Source organism: Pseudoteredinibacter isoporae, assembly GCF_011602085.1.
Lineage (GTDB): Bacteria > Pseudomonadota > Gammaproteobacteria > Pseudomonadales > Cellvibrionaceae > Pseudoteredinibacter > Pseudoteredinibacter isoporae.
In genome coordinates, this window is the sequence record NZ_JAAONY010000002.1 from 1,443,536 (window position 1) to 1,460,102 (window position 16,567).

The following is a 16,567-nucleotide window of genomic DNA, read 5'->3' on the forward strand; positions in this document are numbered from 1 at the left end:
AAGAATCACGGCTCAAACGCTGGCCCCAGGCAAAATACCACCACCTTGCAGGGGGATTCGCGCAGCACAATTCTCTAAAAAAACGCCATTATCCGACATTTCTACCAAATTCATTCTTCTAACTAGAGTTTGATTGCTCAGCATAAAGCAGCCTTATAACATGGCAATTTTACAGGCTCTGCTAAGCTTAAATGCTCTATTTCATGCCTGTTTGCACAGTGTAAATGTCCGACACATGCACCCAATACACGCTAACGATTTAATACGCCAGGATAAGTAACTATGCCGAGCTCCAGCAAAAACGAATTTTATCACAGCCTGCAAACTCAAATTGAGCAGATTAAAGCGGACGGGCTGTATAAACAGGAGCGCTTTATCAGCTCCCAACAGAGCACCTCCATTGAAGTTGCTGGCGAGCAAGTCATCAACCTCTGTGCAAACAATTATCTTGGCCTTGCCAATCACCCCACCTTGATTAAAGCCGCTCAGCAAGCCGCTGACGATTATGGTTTTGGTGTGGCTTCTGTCCGTTTTATTTGCGGTACCCAAACCATCCACAAACAGTTGGAAAATGAACTTAGTGATTTCCTGAAAATGGAAGACACCATTCTTTACCCATCCTGTTTCGATGCAAATGGCGGCTTGTTTGAGTCTATTTTGGGCCCTGAAGATGCCATTATCAGTGATTCCTTGAATCACGCGAGCATCATTGATGGCGTCCGTCTATGTAAGGCTAAGCGCTATCGTTACGCCAACAACAATATGAGCGAGCTGGAAGCCCAGTTGCAAAAGGCCGAAGCGGAGGGCGCGCGCTTCAAACTGATCGCCACCGACGGTGTGTTTTCCATGGATGGCATTATTGCCGATCTGGAATCCATTTGTGACTTGGCTGATAAATACAATGCATTGGTCATGGTGGATGATTCCCATGCGGTTGGCTTTGTCGGCGAGAACGGTCGCGGCAGCCATGAATACTGCAAGGTTATGGATCGTGTCGACATCATCACCGGCACTCTGGGTAAAGCCCTTGGCGGCGCATCTGGTGGTTTTACCGCAGCGAAAAAAGAAGTGGTCGAGATTCTGCGTCAGCGTTCACGCCCATACCTGTTTTCCAATTCGGTGGCCCCTGGCGTTGTTGCCACTTCTCTGAAGGTTCTTGAGTTACTGCGTGAAGAGCCTCAACTGCGTGAGCAGCTATGGAAAAACGCCGGGTATTTCCGCGAAAAAATGAGCGCAGCCGGATTCACTCTGGCGGGTGCCGACCACGCCATTATTCCGGTAATGATTGGCGATGCTCGATTAGCCAGTGAGATGGCCGACAAACTGCTCGAAAAAGGCGTGTATGTTATTGGCTTCTCATTCCCGGTCGTTCCTCGCGGAGAAGCACGTATTCGCACACAAATGTCAGCGCTGCACAGCCAGGAACAATTGGATCACGCGATTAATGCCTTTATTGAAGTGGGCAAAGAACTCGACATTATTTAATTCCGGCTGGCCGCCTCAAGGTGCGCCACAAAGGTTTATGAGATAAAAGACGATGAAAGCACTATCAAAATTACACCCTGAACCCGGTATCTGGCTGACGGACGTAGAAGCCCCAAAGCCCGGTGTTAACGATCTGTTGATCAAAACCCGATTGACCGCGATTTGCGGTACCGATATCCATATCTACAACTGGGATAGCTGGTCGCAACAAACCATCCCGACACCGATGGTGGTTGGCCACGAATTTGTCGGTGAGGTGGTTGCCGTTGGTGAAGGCGTGAAGTCTTTTAAAATAGGGGATCGTGTTTCTGGCGAAGGTCATATTACTTGTGGACACTGCCGGAACTGCCGCGCCGGCCGACGCCATTACTGCGCCAACACCCAAGGTATTGGCGTAAACATTCCTGGTGCCTTTGGCGAATACCTGACCCTACCCGAGGAAAACGCCTTCAAGATCCCTGAAGATATCAGTGATGAAATGGCCTCTATTTTCGATCCGTTTGGAAATGCCGTCCACACCACTTTGAGCTTCGACCTCACCGGAGAAGATGTCCTGATCACCGGCGCAGGCCCCATCGGCATTATGGCCGCAGGCATTGCCCGTCACGTTGGCGCACGCCATGTTGTCGTTACCGATATTAATGACCATCGCCTGGCTATGGCAGAAACAATGGGCGCCAGCCGGGTGGTAAACGTTGCCAAAGAATCCCTGGAAGACACCATGGCCGATCTTGGCATGACCGAAGGTTTTGATGTGGGACTGGAAATGTCCGGTGTTCCAAGCGCTTTTCAAAGCATGCTGACAAATATGATTCACGGCGGCAAAATCGCCATGCTCGGAATTCCACCCGACGATATGGCCATCGACTGGAACCAGGTTATTTTTAAAAGCCTGACCATTAAAGGTATCTACGGACGCGAGATGTTTGATACCTGGCACAAAATGGCGTGCCTGCTGCAATCCGGCCTGGACCTAAGTCCCGTAATCACCCACCAGTTTGATGTCGACGAGTTCCAACAGGGCTTTGACACCATGTTGTCGGGTCAGAGCGGAAAAGTTATTTTGAAGTGGTAAGCACCACCTCAAGCCCTACAGGATAAAAACACGCTGCTGGAAGCCAAACGACAACAACACTAAAACAAAAGCAGCTTTACCGATTTAGCCGAGGATTAGCGCCATATGGCCATCAGTGTTTTTGATTTGTTTAAAGTGGGCATTGGCCCTTCCAGCTCCCATACCGTGGGCCCCATGCGAGCGGCAAAACAATTTTGCCTGGCTCTTAAAAAAGCCAATGTCTTTGAGCAGACCGCTCGCATTCATTCCGATATGTACGGTTCCTTGGGCGCTACCGGTGTCGGCCACGGGACGGCAAAAGCGGTTATTCTGGGATTACTTGGCGAAACCCCGGAAGATGTCGACGTCGACAACATTGCCCGCATGGTCACAGAAGCGCGCGAGGAAAAGTTTCTTAAGCTTCTTGGCGAACGCATTATCGACTTCAACGAAAGTGACGATTTAATTCTTCACCGACGGAAAACCCTGCCCTACCACCCGAATGGAATGGGCTTTCAAGCCTATGACCAAAATGGTGAACTGCTGCTGGAGAAAACCTACTATTCCGTTGGCGGCGGCTTTATCGTTGGCGAACAAACAGCACAGGTAGATGCTGTCACAGACGATCCACGTCCGTCAGATTACAAATTTGATTCCGCCGCACAATTATTGGAGATATGTAAAAAACACCAGATTAGTGTCTCGGACGTCATGTGGCATAACGAAGAAGCCTGGCGTCCCAAAGCGGAGACCGCCAAGGGCCTGATGGACATTTGGGCGGTCATGCAGGAATGCGTTAACAACGGCCTACGTCACGAAGGCTTATTGCCGGGAGGCTTGAAAGTTAAGCGACGCGCCCGGGAAATGCAGCAGCAACTGCTCAGTCGCCCGGAAGCTTCATTGGCTGACCCACTCACCACATTAGACTGGGTAACTCTATACGCACTCGCGGTAAATGAAGAGAACGCCGCTGGCGGCCGAATGGTTACAGCTCCCACAAACGGCGCCGCCGGTATTATCCCCGCGGTGCTGCACTACTACATTCGCTTTGTACCCGGTGCCAATGATGAAGGTGTTCAGAACTTTCTACTGACCTCCGCAGCTATCGGTACGCTATACAAACGCAATGCATCCATCTCTGGCGCAGATGTCGGATGTCAGGGCGAAGTCGGCTCAGCCTGCTCAATGGCCGCTGGCGGCCTGGCCGAGGTATTGGGAGGAAGCCCGGCTCAAGTAGAAAACGCGGCCGAAATCGCCATGGAACACAACCTGGGCCTGACCTGCGATCCTATAGGCGGTCTAGTACAGGTACCCTGCATCGAACGCAACGCCATGGCCGCCATTAAAGCCATCCACGCCGCCCGAATGGCACTGCGAGGGGACGGCTCACACTTCGTCTCCCTCGACAAAGTCATCAAAACCATGCGCGACACCGGTCGCGACATGCAGGAAAAGTACAAAGAAACATCCCGCGGCGGACTGGCCGTGAATGTGCTGGAAGTGCCGGTGAATATTATTGAGTGTTAGAGAAACAGCAGGCATCACGACATGTGGTACCTGCTTAATCCAAACAGGTTAAATTCCTTTTTCAGAAAGGAAAATTAGACTTCTCAGCTCCATATCCTTCATCATATTTTTATAACCCTGAGGGCTGACAGATCTCGAAAACTGTTTCTTCTCACCAAGTTTAATTTGAGCAGCCAGATTAAAGGAGAGAACTCTCCTCGAAAAGCTTGAATCCAAACTTTCTTTCTCCAAGATGGAATCTGACACTTCTTTCACTGAAAGATAATCCTGCTTGAGCCACAACTTGTGGATCTTTACCCAGCTCTGCGCCAAATTACTCAATCTATTTATGTTACAAGACTCGAGATCATCAAGAAGCTTTAACATTTTAGCATCCGGATAAAAACCAAACAGCCAACCAACAACTTCGATTATCTTTTCAGAGCTAGACTCTTTAAAGGTGGAAATATCCCGTGCACAGGTCTTTAAATAAGTGGCAGCCCAACCAGAGTGTCTACTTCGATTATCATCTAAACTTTCAATCGAAAAACCACGCAGCAAATTCTCTTCCAATCTTCTATCAAATTCTTGAATCAAATTGTACTTTTCAGAATCTTCAATAAGTACCGTTTCCATAACCCGTTCAATCTCGGAAAACTTCTCATCACTGACCTCACGCAGCAACTTCGCACTCCGCAATTGTGTTATTCCAGTTGCTGTCTCCTGCTTAAAACGAGCCTTACTTGCTCCATAGTCAAGAACAGGGAAGTAGTCGGAATTAGCCGGCACAGGAAAAGATTCAAATAATGCAGCCAAAACAGACTTGCCGGCTAACTTTCGAAACTCAATATCCTCCGAGCTCATCACATCTATCTTCTTTAGCTCATCAGACAAGGCATCTATCTCAAAAAGGGTATTGAAATCCGAAACCAGAGTTTTATTAGACGCGACGAATGCAAAATCACTAGTTGCCACTTGATAGATATGAATATCTTCAAAACTGTTCTCCAGCGCCTTATAGACAGTCGCCAACAATTCTGGGTTTAACTCGTAAACGTGCATCCACTGAACCAAAACACCATCATCACTCAGGTATTTTTGAATATCTTTGTAAAACTCTTCAGTAAACAGACCCGCAACACCACTCACCCAAGGGTTTGGCGGCTCAGAGATAATCACGTCATAAGAGCTTTGTGACGCTGCGAAGTAAGTCTTGGCATCTTCAATAATAACCTTGCTTCTGGAGTCGTTAAAAATTTTACCGACTTTACTTTCAAATAATTTTGCAGCATGGAAGACTTCTTCTTCAATTTCAACCGTATCCACCCTTGTAACATCGGGATTCAACAAGGCGGTATGTGCAGTCATCCCGGACCCCATCCCAATATTAGCAATGAGCTTAGCGTCCGGCTTGTAAACGTATGGCAGCGCACCTAACAATGCCATCGTAGGCTCATCGGCTGAATATCGAGCATCCTCACCAGGTTGCGTCAACAAAATACCCGCATCGGGTTTTCCATTGTTAACCAATACATAAGTGTTACCCACACGCTTTACGGCAACTGTTGAAGTTTTTCCATCTTCGTGAAAAACCACCTCAGAATTATCTGTTTGCAGGTTCATACCGTAACGAAAAACACCTGATGCCATTCGTTTAGTATCAAAAACAACGGATGAGAAGACTAAGACTATCACAGCGGAGCTTGACACAAGACCGACTACCACACGCTTATTTTCGAGCTTATCTCGATACACCCACAACAAAAAAGCACCTAGTAATAAATCAATTCCGCCACCGATTACAATAACGGATTTTAAACCTAAAATTGGCATAATTATCTGCGAAGCAAGAGCAACACCTACAATAGCTCCTATTGTATTCCAAGCGTAAACCCTTCCGATTGAGGAATCACCAGACTTATTTTGAATTAACAAATAGCTGATAAGTGGAAGAGTTGTGCCCGCACAAATTGTAGCGGGTAGCATTACTAACAAGGAAATTAGTAGACTAAACAATAGGTAGAGGAAATGCCCCTCATCTGTTCTATCAATTGCACTAACGACAAAACTCATAAAGTCAAAAGTTTTGCCGTATAGGGGAATGGTCAAAATAGCCAAAACTCCCATCGTAATTTGTATCAAAGCCAGAGCAATTATTGGATTTTTAAATCTGTCAATCTTCTTCCGAATCCAAAAGCCGCCTATGGCCAAGCCAAGAATAAATGCAGCTAACATAATCTCGAAGGAATGAGTGGAACCACCCAACACCATAGTTAGCATGCGGATCCAGGCTATTTCATAGAGAAAAGAAGCAACGCCGGTTAATCCCGCAATAACCAGAAGATACTTGTTGATCGAGTTTACACTTTCCAGCTTAACTGGCTGCTGAGGAAAATTGTCGCCTTTAACCATCCTATAAACGATGACCGACAAAATAATATTGATAATCCCAGCGGTCATTACAGACCCAGGTAAACCCACAGCAGGTAAAATTACGAAGGAGTTAAACAATATACCGATGGCGGCCCCAAAGCTATTTGCAAAGTATAGCTTTGCAATCGTATTGCCAGGTTGCTCCGGGAATTTCCGTAAGATGCCCACTGTCAACAATGGGAAGGTAGCACCCAGCATTATGGACTGAGGCAATATTAAAACCGCAGCTATAGACCACTTTACAATGTGGACGAATTCCGGGGACCCAAGAGAGGGGATCAAATGGTTAAACGTAAAGGATTGGGTAGCTGTAAAAACACTATGGAAAAGAATGCCCAGTATCCCTACCAATAATTCCACAACACCGTAGCACAAGATTAAATTCGTGAGCCTCTTCGACAGCTTCGCTGCGACCATCGAACCGATTGCCATCCCTCCCATAAAGATTGCCAACACCAATACTTGCGCATAGGATGCATGGCCAAGGAGTAATTTTAAATAGTGAGACCAAATAGATTCATAAATAAGTCCGGAAAATCCTGACAACATAAATACTAATGTGAACGCTGCCAATAACGCCTGTTTTTTAATCATATGTTATGTTCAACTATCTTGGTATAGAGGGGTGTACACTCAAAGAACTAGAACTCGATATACTCTCTGTCCCGGCCAGAGTGTGAAAAATGCGAGGGACACTTTGTCGACGTCAGGGCCTACTCGTGATTTCCTACCTGAAGTCAATATCACCCTACTTCAGACAGGGTGACAACTTACGAGCGACATGTGACAAAATTTGTCAACACATTAGGGAGTTGAGCGACACTCCCAAGGCAAATACTCATTGGGTACCGGATTAACTCCTCCCGGCCTGCAGGTATGGTTAAGCAACCCATCACTATTAGTAGCAAAATGCAGGGCAACAGTAGAACCACTGATTCTAGCGCCAATATTGTCTCTCATCGTAGCGATATAGACACCTGGAGCACCATCACCGATGCTTGCAGTAAATTTCCCACTCGAAACCTTAACGCCTATATAGTCATTAAGCTCAGCAACAGTAGGAAAACTGCCTTTTTCTCCTACATATTTGTGGATATCAGTTTTCATCGCCCTCATTAGACCTACTGGCTCGGCGACCTTCGCTCGGGATGTATAATCTTGATATGCCGGAAGTGCGACCGTTGCCAGAATTCCAATTATTGCAATTACAATCATTAGCTCTATCAAAGAAAACCCTTTATTTTTAGAATATATTTTCATTCGGTGCCATGCCCATGGATAACAGTACAGCACGCTTACGCAAAATCTGTTCCAATTACAGGCACCCCCTATTACGCCAGACTTGTCGGCTTTAAATTTCACCAAGACTCAATTTAACTCTATCGGCGATTCTTCTACTATCTCGCCTTATTCCCCGAAGATATCTACTGGTAAAATTAAACAAGTTATCAAATCCAATAAAGTACAATCCTGGGTACTCTTCTTCCAAATGACTGGATATTTCAGCCATCTCACCGTCTTGGATTGCCAAGTCAAGCCCCTCCAAGTACTCTAGTTTCGGCTGATAGCCAGTTGCAAGCCAAACAGTATCGACATTGAGGGGATGAATCCCTTCTTCTAAAAATACCTGCCCCGACTCAATAGACTTTGGAGCCCCGTATACCGGAATTTCACCTGAACATATATATCCTCTAATTTTTCCGCCATCCATTACAGGATAAGAATCCCCCTTCAAATCAGGCTTACAAAACAGCTTTAAACTCTCCCAGAAAAAGTAAACCTGCTCTCGAAGCGCTCCATAAAGTGTATCGTTTTTCTTGACTTCCACCCCCCCTCTAGAGGACAAGGAAACAGAAATCCCCGATGAACACAACTCTTCAGCAAGCTGGCCAGCAGTAACACGCCTCCCAACCACTAACACACTGGATACACCACGCTCAAGCAGTTGATCAACGTTTTTAAATGAACTAGCATGAAAAACGTCAACCGAACCGTCACTTTCTATTTCGGGGATGTACGGGTTTCCAAAATATCCACTTGCACAAACGACAGCACGGCACTTAATTTCACCATTCGACGTTTCAAGCAAATAACCTTCTTCCCCTTTACGTACAGCATTGACATTCTCTGTTATCAGAGGCCCAAGCTCCTTTTCCTTATAATATGACTCAAGGTACTTTACAAAAGACGATCGAGAGTGCTTTTTAAATGCATAAAAAGGGTTAAGAGCAGTCCCTGGCAGCATATTTGTCCACCATGGGCTTACCAGCTTCAAACTATCATTCATCCTCTTCCAGGAAGAACCAACACCCTCTCGGTCAAGCAATGCAAATTCAACACCTAACTTCTTTAGATGATAAGCAACACTTAAGCCCGCCGGACCCGCCCCAATAATAACGCAGTCGAATTGCTTACTATTCATTATGTTTTACAAACCTAAATACAGTCTCACGATAATCCCAAACAGGGTTTGGAACGACTTTATGTTGAAAAGATTCAATTCTATGCAATAAAGAAAACGGAAGCGAAACACCTAAACTGAGAAAATACAAGGGCAGAAAGTGGCCACTTCTCATATCTCGTTGCTCGAGACATTCAAAACCTATATCCGAAAACAAACTACGATATTCGCGCTTGGTGCGGATAACTTTGAACTCATCCACCTGCTTTCGGATTTTTCGCGTCTGCTCAATTAATAGAAAGCTACCGCCCCGCTTCAAGCTGTTATACAGCTGAGACACCACCTCTCGCAGAGCGTCATCATCCTTTATGTAACTGAGCACCACATATACAACAACATCACTGAATACTCCCTCAGCAACGGGGATGCTTACCCCATCAAACTGGCAAAAGTTCGCTAGATTTTGGGGAGACTGATTCCTGGCAATTCTCAGCAAACCTTCAGAGATATCGATTCCAAATGTATCGATTCCCCTTGAATTCAGGTTCATAGAAATATTCCCAGAACCACAACCAAAGTCAAAAACTGGGCCATGCTTAAAAGCATCCGAAAAGAATGTATTTAATTCTTTATCACGAAGATATCTTATATAAGCATTCTTCTTCCCAAATCTATCTCTTGGATCAAATACCGACTGATTTTCACCCAGCTCGGCCAATTCATCCCAGTACTTACTCTCCTTGCTCATACTTCTCCCCCTTCAAAACATAAGAAATACAAGCTCGCAATCCGAAAAAAAGCAAATCGCAAAGCGTAAAGAAGATTCTTGTGACGATACCTAAAGAAAGCAGTTCTGTCGCATCTAGCCCTGCAATTGTGCCAAGCCACAAAAAAAGAGCTTCCCTGGCAAACAAACCACTAGGAGCAATGACCACCAACGCCGCCAATATCGATGCAGATGAATACAGAGCTGACAAAGCGATGGCCTTCTGCCAACTATCTACTCCAATCAAGAAAACGAAAGCGGCAAAAAACAATAACCATTCTATATTTAAAAGTAACCATATTTTTTTCGCTCCAACACCTGACAGATCGACAATGCTCGACGCCTTAATCGCCCACTTCCGAAACATCGGAACTTTCTTAAGAATTGAAACCATCAGGTTAGAATGAACCAGATAAAAAAAAGTCACCGAACCCAAAATAGGAATTAAAAAATAAAGCAGGCCACCATCCCAAAAGCAAAGAAAAATAAACAGTAGAACAGGTAGTGAATTGGCATTGGTCAGAAGAAACTGAAGTACATTCGCCCTCCATATTGCAACTGAAGAGGCTTTTCCTGTCAGGTAAAAAGACTGAGTAAGAACACCCAGGACTTTACCAGGCAAATATCGAATTATCTGAGCCAGGGAATAAGCCAGACTTAACTGTGAATGTGATGAATCCTTTTCATTCGAATTGCCCAACAACTCTATGTTTACCTCAGCTTTAATCTGGCACATCAACATCGACAGCAGTAAAGCTAAGGAAACATTTACAACAGATAGACTGCCAACGTACTGCTTAAAAGCGAGCAAACCACCTTCTAACGCCGTCGACATATACCACATTGACAGCAGCACAAGCAGAAGGAACGCCACAGCCTTCAATAGAGAATTTTTCTTCACTTCACGCGATCCAGTAAAGTTTCAACCGATCTGGACACAGAAAACTCCTCCGCACACTTGCGAAAGCTACCTGGGGTTACTGAAACCCCCTTTAAAATTCGCTTTAGAGCTTCTGCAAAAGCTGGAGCATCTACACGTTGAGAACAAATACCAACTTCGTAAGCCTCCATAAGCCTTGGAATATCCCCCACTGGCATAGCTACGATTGGCAAATCCAGTTGCATACAATCGGAAAATACTACTGGAACGCTTTCTATGCGTGACGGCAACATAAACCAATCCGCCCACAATAGAAATGCCACGGCCTCGCTTTTGTTTAGGTAGCCGCAGACCGATACGGGCCGTCCTATTTTCTTCAGTTTGTTTACCGATTGGAAAACCTCTTGCTCCATAGGGCCACCACCCGCGATTCTAACCTCCGACACCCTTTTCCAATCAGCATCATCTAAGCCCTCAAGTGCAGCCATCAAGAGATCAACACCCTTGTTTTCATGCCAGCGCCCCAGAAAGGCCAGCTTCAATCCTCCCAAAGACTCAATAGAACTCTCTTCTTGCTCTACTTCACCTAAATTTCTAGAACTGGGAAGGAACATGCATTCACGTCCAGACAATGCTTTGACATCGTCTACCAACTGAAATCCATCAGCGTAGAGAGATTTAGCATCCTTTAACACCCCTTTTAATACTGATTGAACTATGGGAATTTTTCCAAGTGACCAAATATCACTACCCAGAGCCCAAACATCATAAGGGAGCCCGGTAGACCTAGCCCAATAAGCACACGGCAACGCCCACAAGCAAACGACATGATCAATACTGTATTCTTTGACCAATTGTTTAGCCAAGGCATTTCCCTTCCTTAAAATATTGAAAATCTGAACCGCATCGCCCGGCCGATACAGCTTCAGAAGAGACAGAGCTTTACTTGAAGGACAAAAGCCGTGGACAGTAAATCCATCATCTGTTTCCCAGCTTCCTTCCTTCGACCCTGGGTGCATAACATGAAGATCGGCATGCTTTGCAAGCTCCAGGCAAAAGTCAAAAACAAAAGTGCCAGCCGCCTCCTGCCCAGTAAAGGATTGGGGGAAAGATGTCGTTATCAATAAGATCCTTTTCATTTATAAATCTTTCTCTTAAGCTCAAGCCCCTTCATAACCATATCAAAAACATAAAGAGAAAATCGGCTACGACAAATATCGACTGTATATTGAGGCCGGGATTCCCCTCCCCACTTCTCTTTATATTTTATTAAGCCAGCTTGAGAACTGGGAGAAGACATAAAGTCAAAACTCTCCGCCCCTTTTTTCTTTGCCCACTCTATCGCTGTAAACATGAGTAAATCCGGAGCTCTATATTCAGAGAATTCACCAACAAAACCACCATGAAGATAGAATGCCTGCTTCCCCTGAAAGGCAGCAATATTCATAGCAACACACTCCCCTTCAACACAAGCCAGCATACAACGAAGGTCCGAGTGATTTCCTGACAGGAGAGCCTCGAAATAAGCTCTCGTATACCTTAAAGCACCAGAATTTCTTTCAACAGCAGTCTGATAGAGCTTAAATACAGCATCAGTATCATCCAACGTTGCGTCCCGAATCGATACACCTAGTTTGCAGGCTCTCTTCAGGTTTCTTTGAAGACTCGATGGCAGCACGAGTTTACTCCAGTCTTGCAAAGCTGAAATTCGAGTAACAGTGGAATCTTGAATTCGATAGAATGTACGTCCATCCAGGATGTGGGTTTTCTCCAGATCTATAAAAGTACAGAACCGTAACAATGAGGCCCCCCAAAGCTCACCTTTCCATTCACTAACCAATGCCAATAGTGAATCTTCATCGTACTCATGAAGGCCACTTGGAAAAATCGGGTATACCACAGACAAACCGGAAACCCCAAAGCGCAAACCTTTTTGCTTTGGTCGATCTAAATAACTGGCCCCGAGTGCCTTGGCGACTTGCTCATACCAAGCATGCCCAAAAAAGGTATCTTCGGCAGGATTGTTCATCACGAGTTGAGCAGCTCATTAAGAGCGATAACTACTCTCGAACGCTCGCCCTCGCTTAACGACGCAGAAAAGGGCAAGCTGATAGTCCGGTTACCAAAATCATCAGCAATCGGAGTTTGATAAACACCGGAAAATCGGGACTTATAGTAAGGTTGCGACATTATGCTCTGATAATGAACTCCAGTGCCTATCCCACGCTCATGCAGCTTAAGCATCAACTGATCACGGCTCAATGAAGCACCTTTCTCAATCAAAATCGGGAACAAGTGGTAACTAACCTTACTATGATATTCATGATGTCTTGGCAAACTTACCGGTAGACCCTTTAGCTCCATCTGATAGAATTCATAGCACTCGCGCCGTTTCTCCCAAGCACTATCTATTCTCGCCAATTGATGAATCCCCACGGCTGCCTGTAGATCCATCATGTTGTACTTAAAACCTGGCTCAGTTACATGGTAATGATTGTAACCGTCATCACTGAAGCGACCCCAAGCATCCGCACTCATCCCATGAAGAGAAAGGGTTTTAATGCGCTCAAGGCTTTGAGGATCTCTGGAATAAATCATTCCACCTTCACCTGTAGTGATATTTTTAGTCGCATAAAAACTAAAACAAGAATAATCACCAATCATACCCAGGGGGCTACCCTCGTAATACCCCTCAATTGCATGAGCACAGTCTTCAATCAATACTAGCCCAAACTCATCACATAAGTTTTTGATCTCGGTCATCTCACAGGACACGCCTGCGTAATGAACAACAACAACCGCTTTCGTCGACCCAGTGATTGACTTACGAATAAGTTCCGGATCAATATTGTAGTGAGGCAGCGCAACATCCACCACTACGGGCGTTGCTCCTGTGTTAACAATACTGTTCACCGTTGCACAAAAGGTCAGGCCAGTTGTGATCACCTCATCTCCAAGTCCAACCCCAGCGGCAAGCAAGGAAAGATGCAGTGCAGCGGTACATGAATTCAGCGCCGCGACACTGCCTTGAGGCATCCCCTTGTAACCAGAAAAATCTTTTTCGAAACGCTGAACCTTTGGCCCTGTCCCCAGCCAGCAACTTTTCAGGGAATCTATAACCTCAGCGATTTCGGCCTCTTGGATATCTGGTTTCCCAAATACAATATAGTCTTCCATTCCCCGCTCCTACAGATATTAAAGCCACTTCAACGCTTATAGAAAAGAGTCGATATTTGCTCTGAAATCAACCCAATCAAGAAGACCAGCATCGCTGATAAAACTAGAGCCAAGCCCATATTTGTGAAACGCTCGAACGACAGATAGGTATATACGTAATAAGCCACACCTGATACAAACAGAGAAGCCGAAATGCCCGAAAACAATTTCAAAGGTGAGTACAAAGTAGTAATTTTAAAAATTATAAGGAGGAACTTAATGCCATCTTTCCATAGGCGAATGTGGCTCTTACCCTCTCGATCTAGAACATCGATATCCACAAACCCAACAGAATAACCACTCCTCAGAAAAGCCATCGTTGAAGTTGTTGGATAGGAAAATCCGTTTGGTAACATGTATAGAAACTGCCTAAACTTTTCGGCATTGACAGCTCGAAAACCAGAAGTCAGATCTTCAACTTTATGCTCGCTCATCCAACTCGCAAACTTATTATAAAAGCCATTTGCGAGATAACGCGCATAGCTGGCCTGACCCGATCGATCCCTCGCGCCTACTACCATATCATAGCCCTCGGACATCTTCTCAATAATTCTCTCAATGTCCTTGGGCTGATGCTGACCGTCCGCATCCATAAAAATAATAACGTCAGAAGATGCAGCTCGAGCGCCAGTTTTAATCGCTGCACCATTACCCATACTGTATGGGTGACTTATACAAGAAACTTGAAGTTCACTACAAATCTTAACGGTATTATCAGTTGAACCATCATCAACTACAATCACCTCCCCCACAATGTTCAAAGCCACAAGCTCGGGAAGCACTTTCGACAGGCCTTTTTCTTCGTTCTTTGCTGGTATAACTACGGAAACCTGAGACACATCAATCCTCTCTATCAAATGGCTCAACTCAAAGCCATTACTTTATGGGAGCCTTAGCCATATCTAATTCAAGTTGTTTTTGAAAACTAGACAGGTAAGAGGCATGGGAGGTCAATAACAATGAATACTTACTCTCGCTACGTAACTTATTTAGTTCCACCAAAGCATCTTCATGCCTACCGAGACTCGCCAACAATTGAGCCTTTCTAATTTTAATATCGTAGGTTGGCTCCTTAATTTTGTCAGCCACCTCAAGTGCCTCCGCTATCAGACCAGAATGCAGAAGCATTTCAACCTTCAGTGAAAAAACATTGTCAAGACTGGCTCGATAAGCCGCTCCCTCTGCTAATGCATCAACCAGCACTAGCAACTCACCAACACTGTAACCTCGGCAAGATTTTGTATGAGCCAGCCTGTCAAATAAATCTGAAATCGCACCAAGAGCACCGGAAGACACTTGAGCATCTTTAGCCATTTGAATCATACTTGACTCAAAACGATAAGACACAACATCGGGGTATAAACAACCATACTCTAAACTTATAAGCTTGACAGTTAAGTTATCTGGAAAATCCCTGTTCATGGAATCCAATTCTTCCTTCACGAGCTCCATACTGCCACGCAACTGGAACACAAACAGCGCCATCTCACGAGCTCTTATAGATTCTGGGCGCTCTTTTGAATAGTAATAGGCCAATTTATCAGGCGTACCCCACTGCCTTACAATATAGTTGCCCTGAACCATTAGAAGAAGCACGTATGTCATTCCCGCAGCAAGAATTCCCACTTTACGCCAGCCAGTAAATTTTCGACCGCAGATTAGGTAGACTTCAAGCATCAGTGCAAACCAAACACCAACTGCCGGCAAGTAATTTCGATGTTCAAAATACAACTCTAAATTTAATGTTGTACTTTCCAACAGGTGTCCGCCGAGATACCACATAATACCGAAAGCAACAATATAATAATCTCGAGCTATTGCAATGCACAGCCAGGCAAGCACCCCCGACCAGGCCAACACACTTAGCAATGTAGACATAGGCTCAAAAAAACTACGACTCACCTTATAATTATCAAAGTACAAGCCTAATGAGGAAACTCTAGGAAATACAATTTGGGCCAAGTATTCCCACAACACTCTGGATTCAGTCAGAAGCCTTTCAACAACGTTAAAGTTCCTGGAAAACAACACTTCCTTATTGGCAACCAAGCTCATCAAATAGACCAAAAAGCCTACAAATACGAAGATAAGGACCGGAAGCACCACCCTTCTAAACAGCCAATCATCAACTTTTGATTTGCGACTCAACCAGTATTCGACTACCAACAAGTATACGACCAGCAAAAAAGCCGTCTCTTTGGAAAAAAGCCCCAAAATCCCCATCACCGGAGCAACAATGAATATCCATAGAAATCCGTACCTACGCCGCCCTAGGACTACAGACTGGCGCCCATATACATAGGCCAATAACGCCAAAAGAACAAAACTCGCAGATAGCAAAGTCATGCGTTGGACAATATACAAAACTGAAGACACCTGAATAGGCGCACAGGCCCAAACAAGAGCCACTAACAATGCCAACGCTAGACTTTCCCTGCCCTTCAATGACAAGGGCCCATTTCTTAAAAGAATTAAGGTGAGGCAAAAGACGCACACGCTATTTAAGGCGTGAATCCCGACATTTGCTGCAATAAAGGGTTTTGCCGCTGGCCAGGAATCCGCTTGCAAAGCAAAGCTCAATAATGACAGGGGCCTCCCTAGAGGCCCGGAATGTCCACTACCAATTGCATACAACAGGCCATCTGATTCCAACTGATCAAAAATTTGCGGTAGATTGCTGTAATCATCTAACCAAAAGCCGCCGCTCAGCCCAGGCGAGTAATAAAGCCCCACAAATGCCAACAGGACAAAACATAACAAGAAGAAAAAAGAGGGGAGAGCTGAAGACAGAGGTTTCATATTAATCATTCGAGCGTAAATCAAGAC

General features: G+C 45.1%; 13 protein-coding genes. 3 read left to right on the plus strand and 10 right to left on the minus strand.

Annotated elements, in window-relative coordinates; genetic code table 11:
• Positions 1-282: 282 nt before the first annotated feature.
• From G8768_RS14780 to G8768_RS14790, 3 genes are all read left to right on the plus strand, one after another.
• Positions 283-1,485: a glycine C-acetyltransferase gene (locus G8768_RS14780; RefSeq protein ID WP_166845391.1), complete on the plus strand. Its 1,203-nt coding sequence runs from the start codon at positions 283-285 to the stop codon at positions 1,483-1,485.
• A gap of 52 nt (positions 1,486-1,537) precedes the next feature.
• Complete coding sequence (tdh, locus tag G8768_RS14785; RefSeq protein ID WP_166845389.1) at positions 1,538-2,560, plus strand: L-threonine 3-dehydrogenase; 1,023 nt, start codon at positions 1,538-1,540, stop codon at positions 2,558-2,560.
• Between the two features lie 105 nt (positions 2,561-2,665).
• A complete protein-coding gene (locus G8768_RS14790; protein WP_166845387.1) occupies positions 2,666-4,066 on the plus strand; it encodes an L-serine ammonia-lyase in 1,401 nt (466 codons plus the stop codon).
• Positions 4,067-4,114: 48 nt separating this feature from the next.
• On the opposite strand, the gene G8768_RS14795 is transcribed toward G8768_RS14790, so the two are convergent.
• The 10 genes from G8768_RS14795 to G8768_RS14840 all read right to left on the minus strand — a co-directional run bounded on the left by G8768_RS14795 (position 4,115) and on the right by G8768_RS14840 (position 16,549).
• Positions 4,115-7,072: a spermine/spermidine synthase domain-containing protein gene (locus G8768_RS14795; RefSeq protein ID WP_166845385.1), complete on the minus strand. Its 2,958-nt coding sequence runs from the start codon at positions 7,070-7,072 to the stop codon at positions 4,115-4,117.
• Positions 7,073-7,282: 210 nt separating this feature from the next.
• The gene (locus G8768_RS14800; RefSeq protein ID WP_184679385.1) at positions 7,283-7,738 is read right to left on the minus strand and encodes a pilin; all 456 of its coding nucleotides are present in this window, start codon (positions 7,736-7,738) and stop codon (positions 7,283-7,285) included.
• Positions 7,739-7,829: 91 nt separating this feature from the next.
• On the minus strand, positions 7,830-8,900 hold the full coding sequence (locus tag G8768_RS14805) for a flavin-containing monooxygenase (protein ID WP_166845383.1): 1,071 nt from the start codon (positions 8,898-8,900) through the stop codon (positions 7,830-7,832).
• Entirely contained in the window at positions 8,893-9,627 is a 735-nt protein-coding gene (locus tag G8768_RS14810; protein WP_166845381.1) for a class I SAM-dependent methyltransferase, read from the minus strand. Before G8768_RS14810 ends, G8768_RS14805 begins: the two co-directional genes overlap by 8 nt.
• Positions 9,611-10,546: a hypothetical protein gene (locus tag G8768_RS14815; protein WP_166845379.1), complete on the minus strand. Its 936-nt coding sequence runs from the start codon at positions 10,544-10,546 to the stop codon at positions 9,611-9,613. The genes G8768_RS14810 and G8768_RS14815 overlap by 17 nt, the downstream gene beginning before the upstream one ends.
• Positions 10,543-11,664, minus strand: coding sequence for a glycosyltransferase (locus G8768_RS14820; RefSeq protein WP_166845377.1), 1,122 nt, complete (start codon positions 11,662-11,664; stop codon positions 10,543-10,545). Before G8768_RS14820 ends, G8768_RS14815 begins: the two co-directional genes overlap by 4 nt.
• Positions 11,661-12,554: a GNAT family N-acetyltransferase gene (locus G8768_RS14825; RefSeq protein WP_166845375.1), complete on the minus strand. Its 894-nt coding sequence runs from the start codon at positions 12,552-12,554 to the stop codon at positions 11,661-11,663. Before G8768_RS14825 ends, G8768_RS14820 begins: the two co-directional genes overlap by 4 nt.
• A complete protein-coding gene (locus tag G8768_RS14830) occupies positions 12,554-13,702 on the minus strand; it encodes a DegT/DnrJ/EryC1/StrS family aminotransferase (RefSeq protein ID WP_166845374.1) in 1,149 nt (382 codons plus the stop codon). The genes G8768_RS14825 and G8768_RS14830 overlap by 1 nt, the downstream gene beginning before the upstream one ends.
• A 29-nt stretch (positions 13,703-13,731) precedes the next feature.
• On the minus strand, positions 13,732-14,580 hold the full coding sequence (locus G8768_RS14835) for a glycosyltransferase (RefSeq protein WP_166845372.1): 849 nt from the start codon (positions 14,578-14,580) through the stop codon (positions 13,732-13,734).
• 37 nt (positions 14,581-14,617) lie between these two features.
• On the minus strand, positions 14,618-16,549 hold the full coding sequence (locus tag G8768_RS14840; protein WP_167202781.1) for a hypothetical protein: 1,932 nt from the start codon (positions 16,547-16,549) through the stop codon (positions 14,618-14,620).
• Positions 16,550-16,567: the final 18 nt, after the last annotated feature.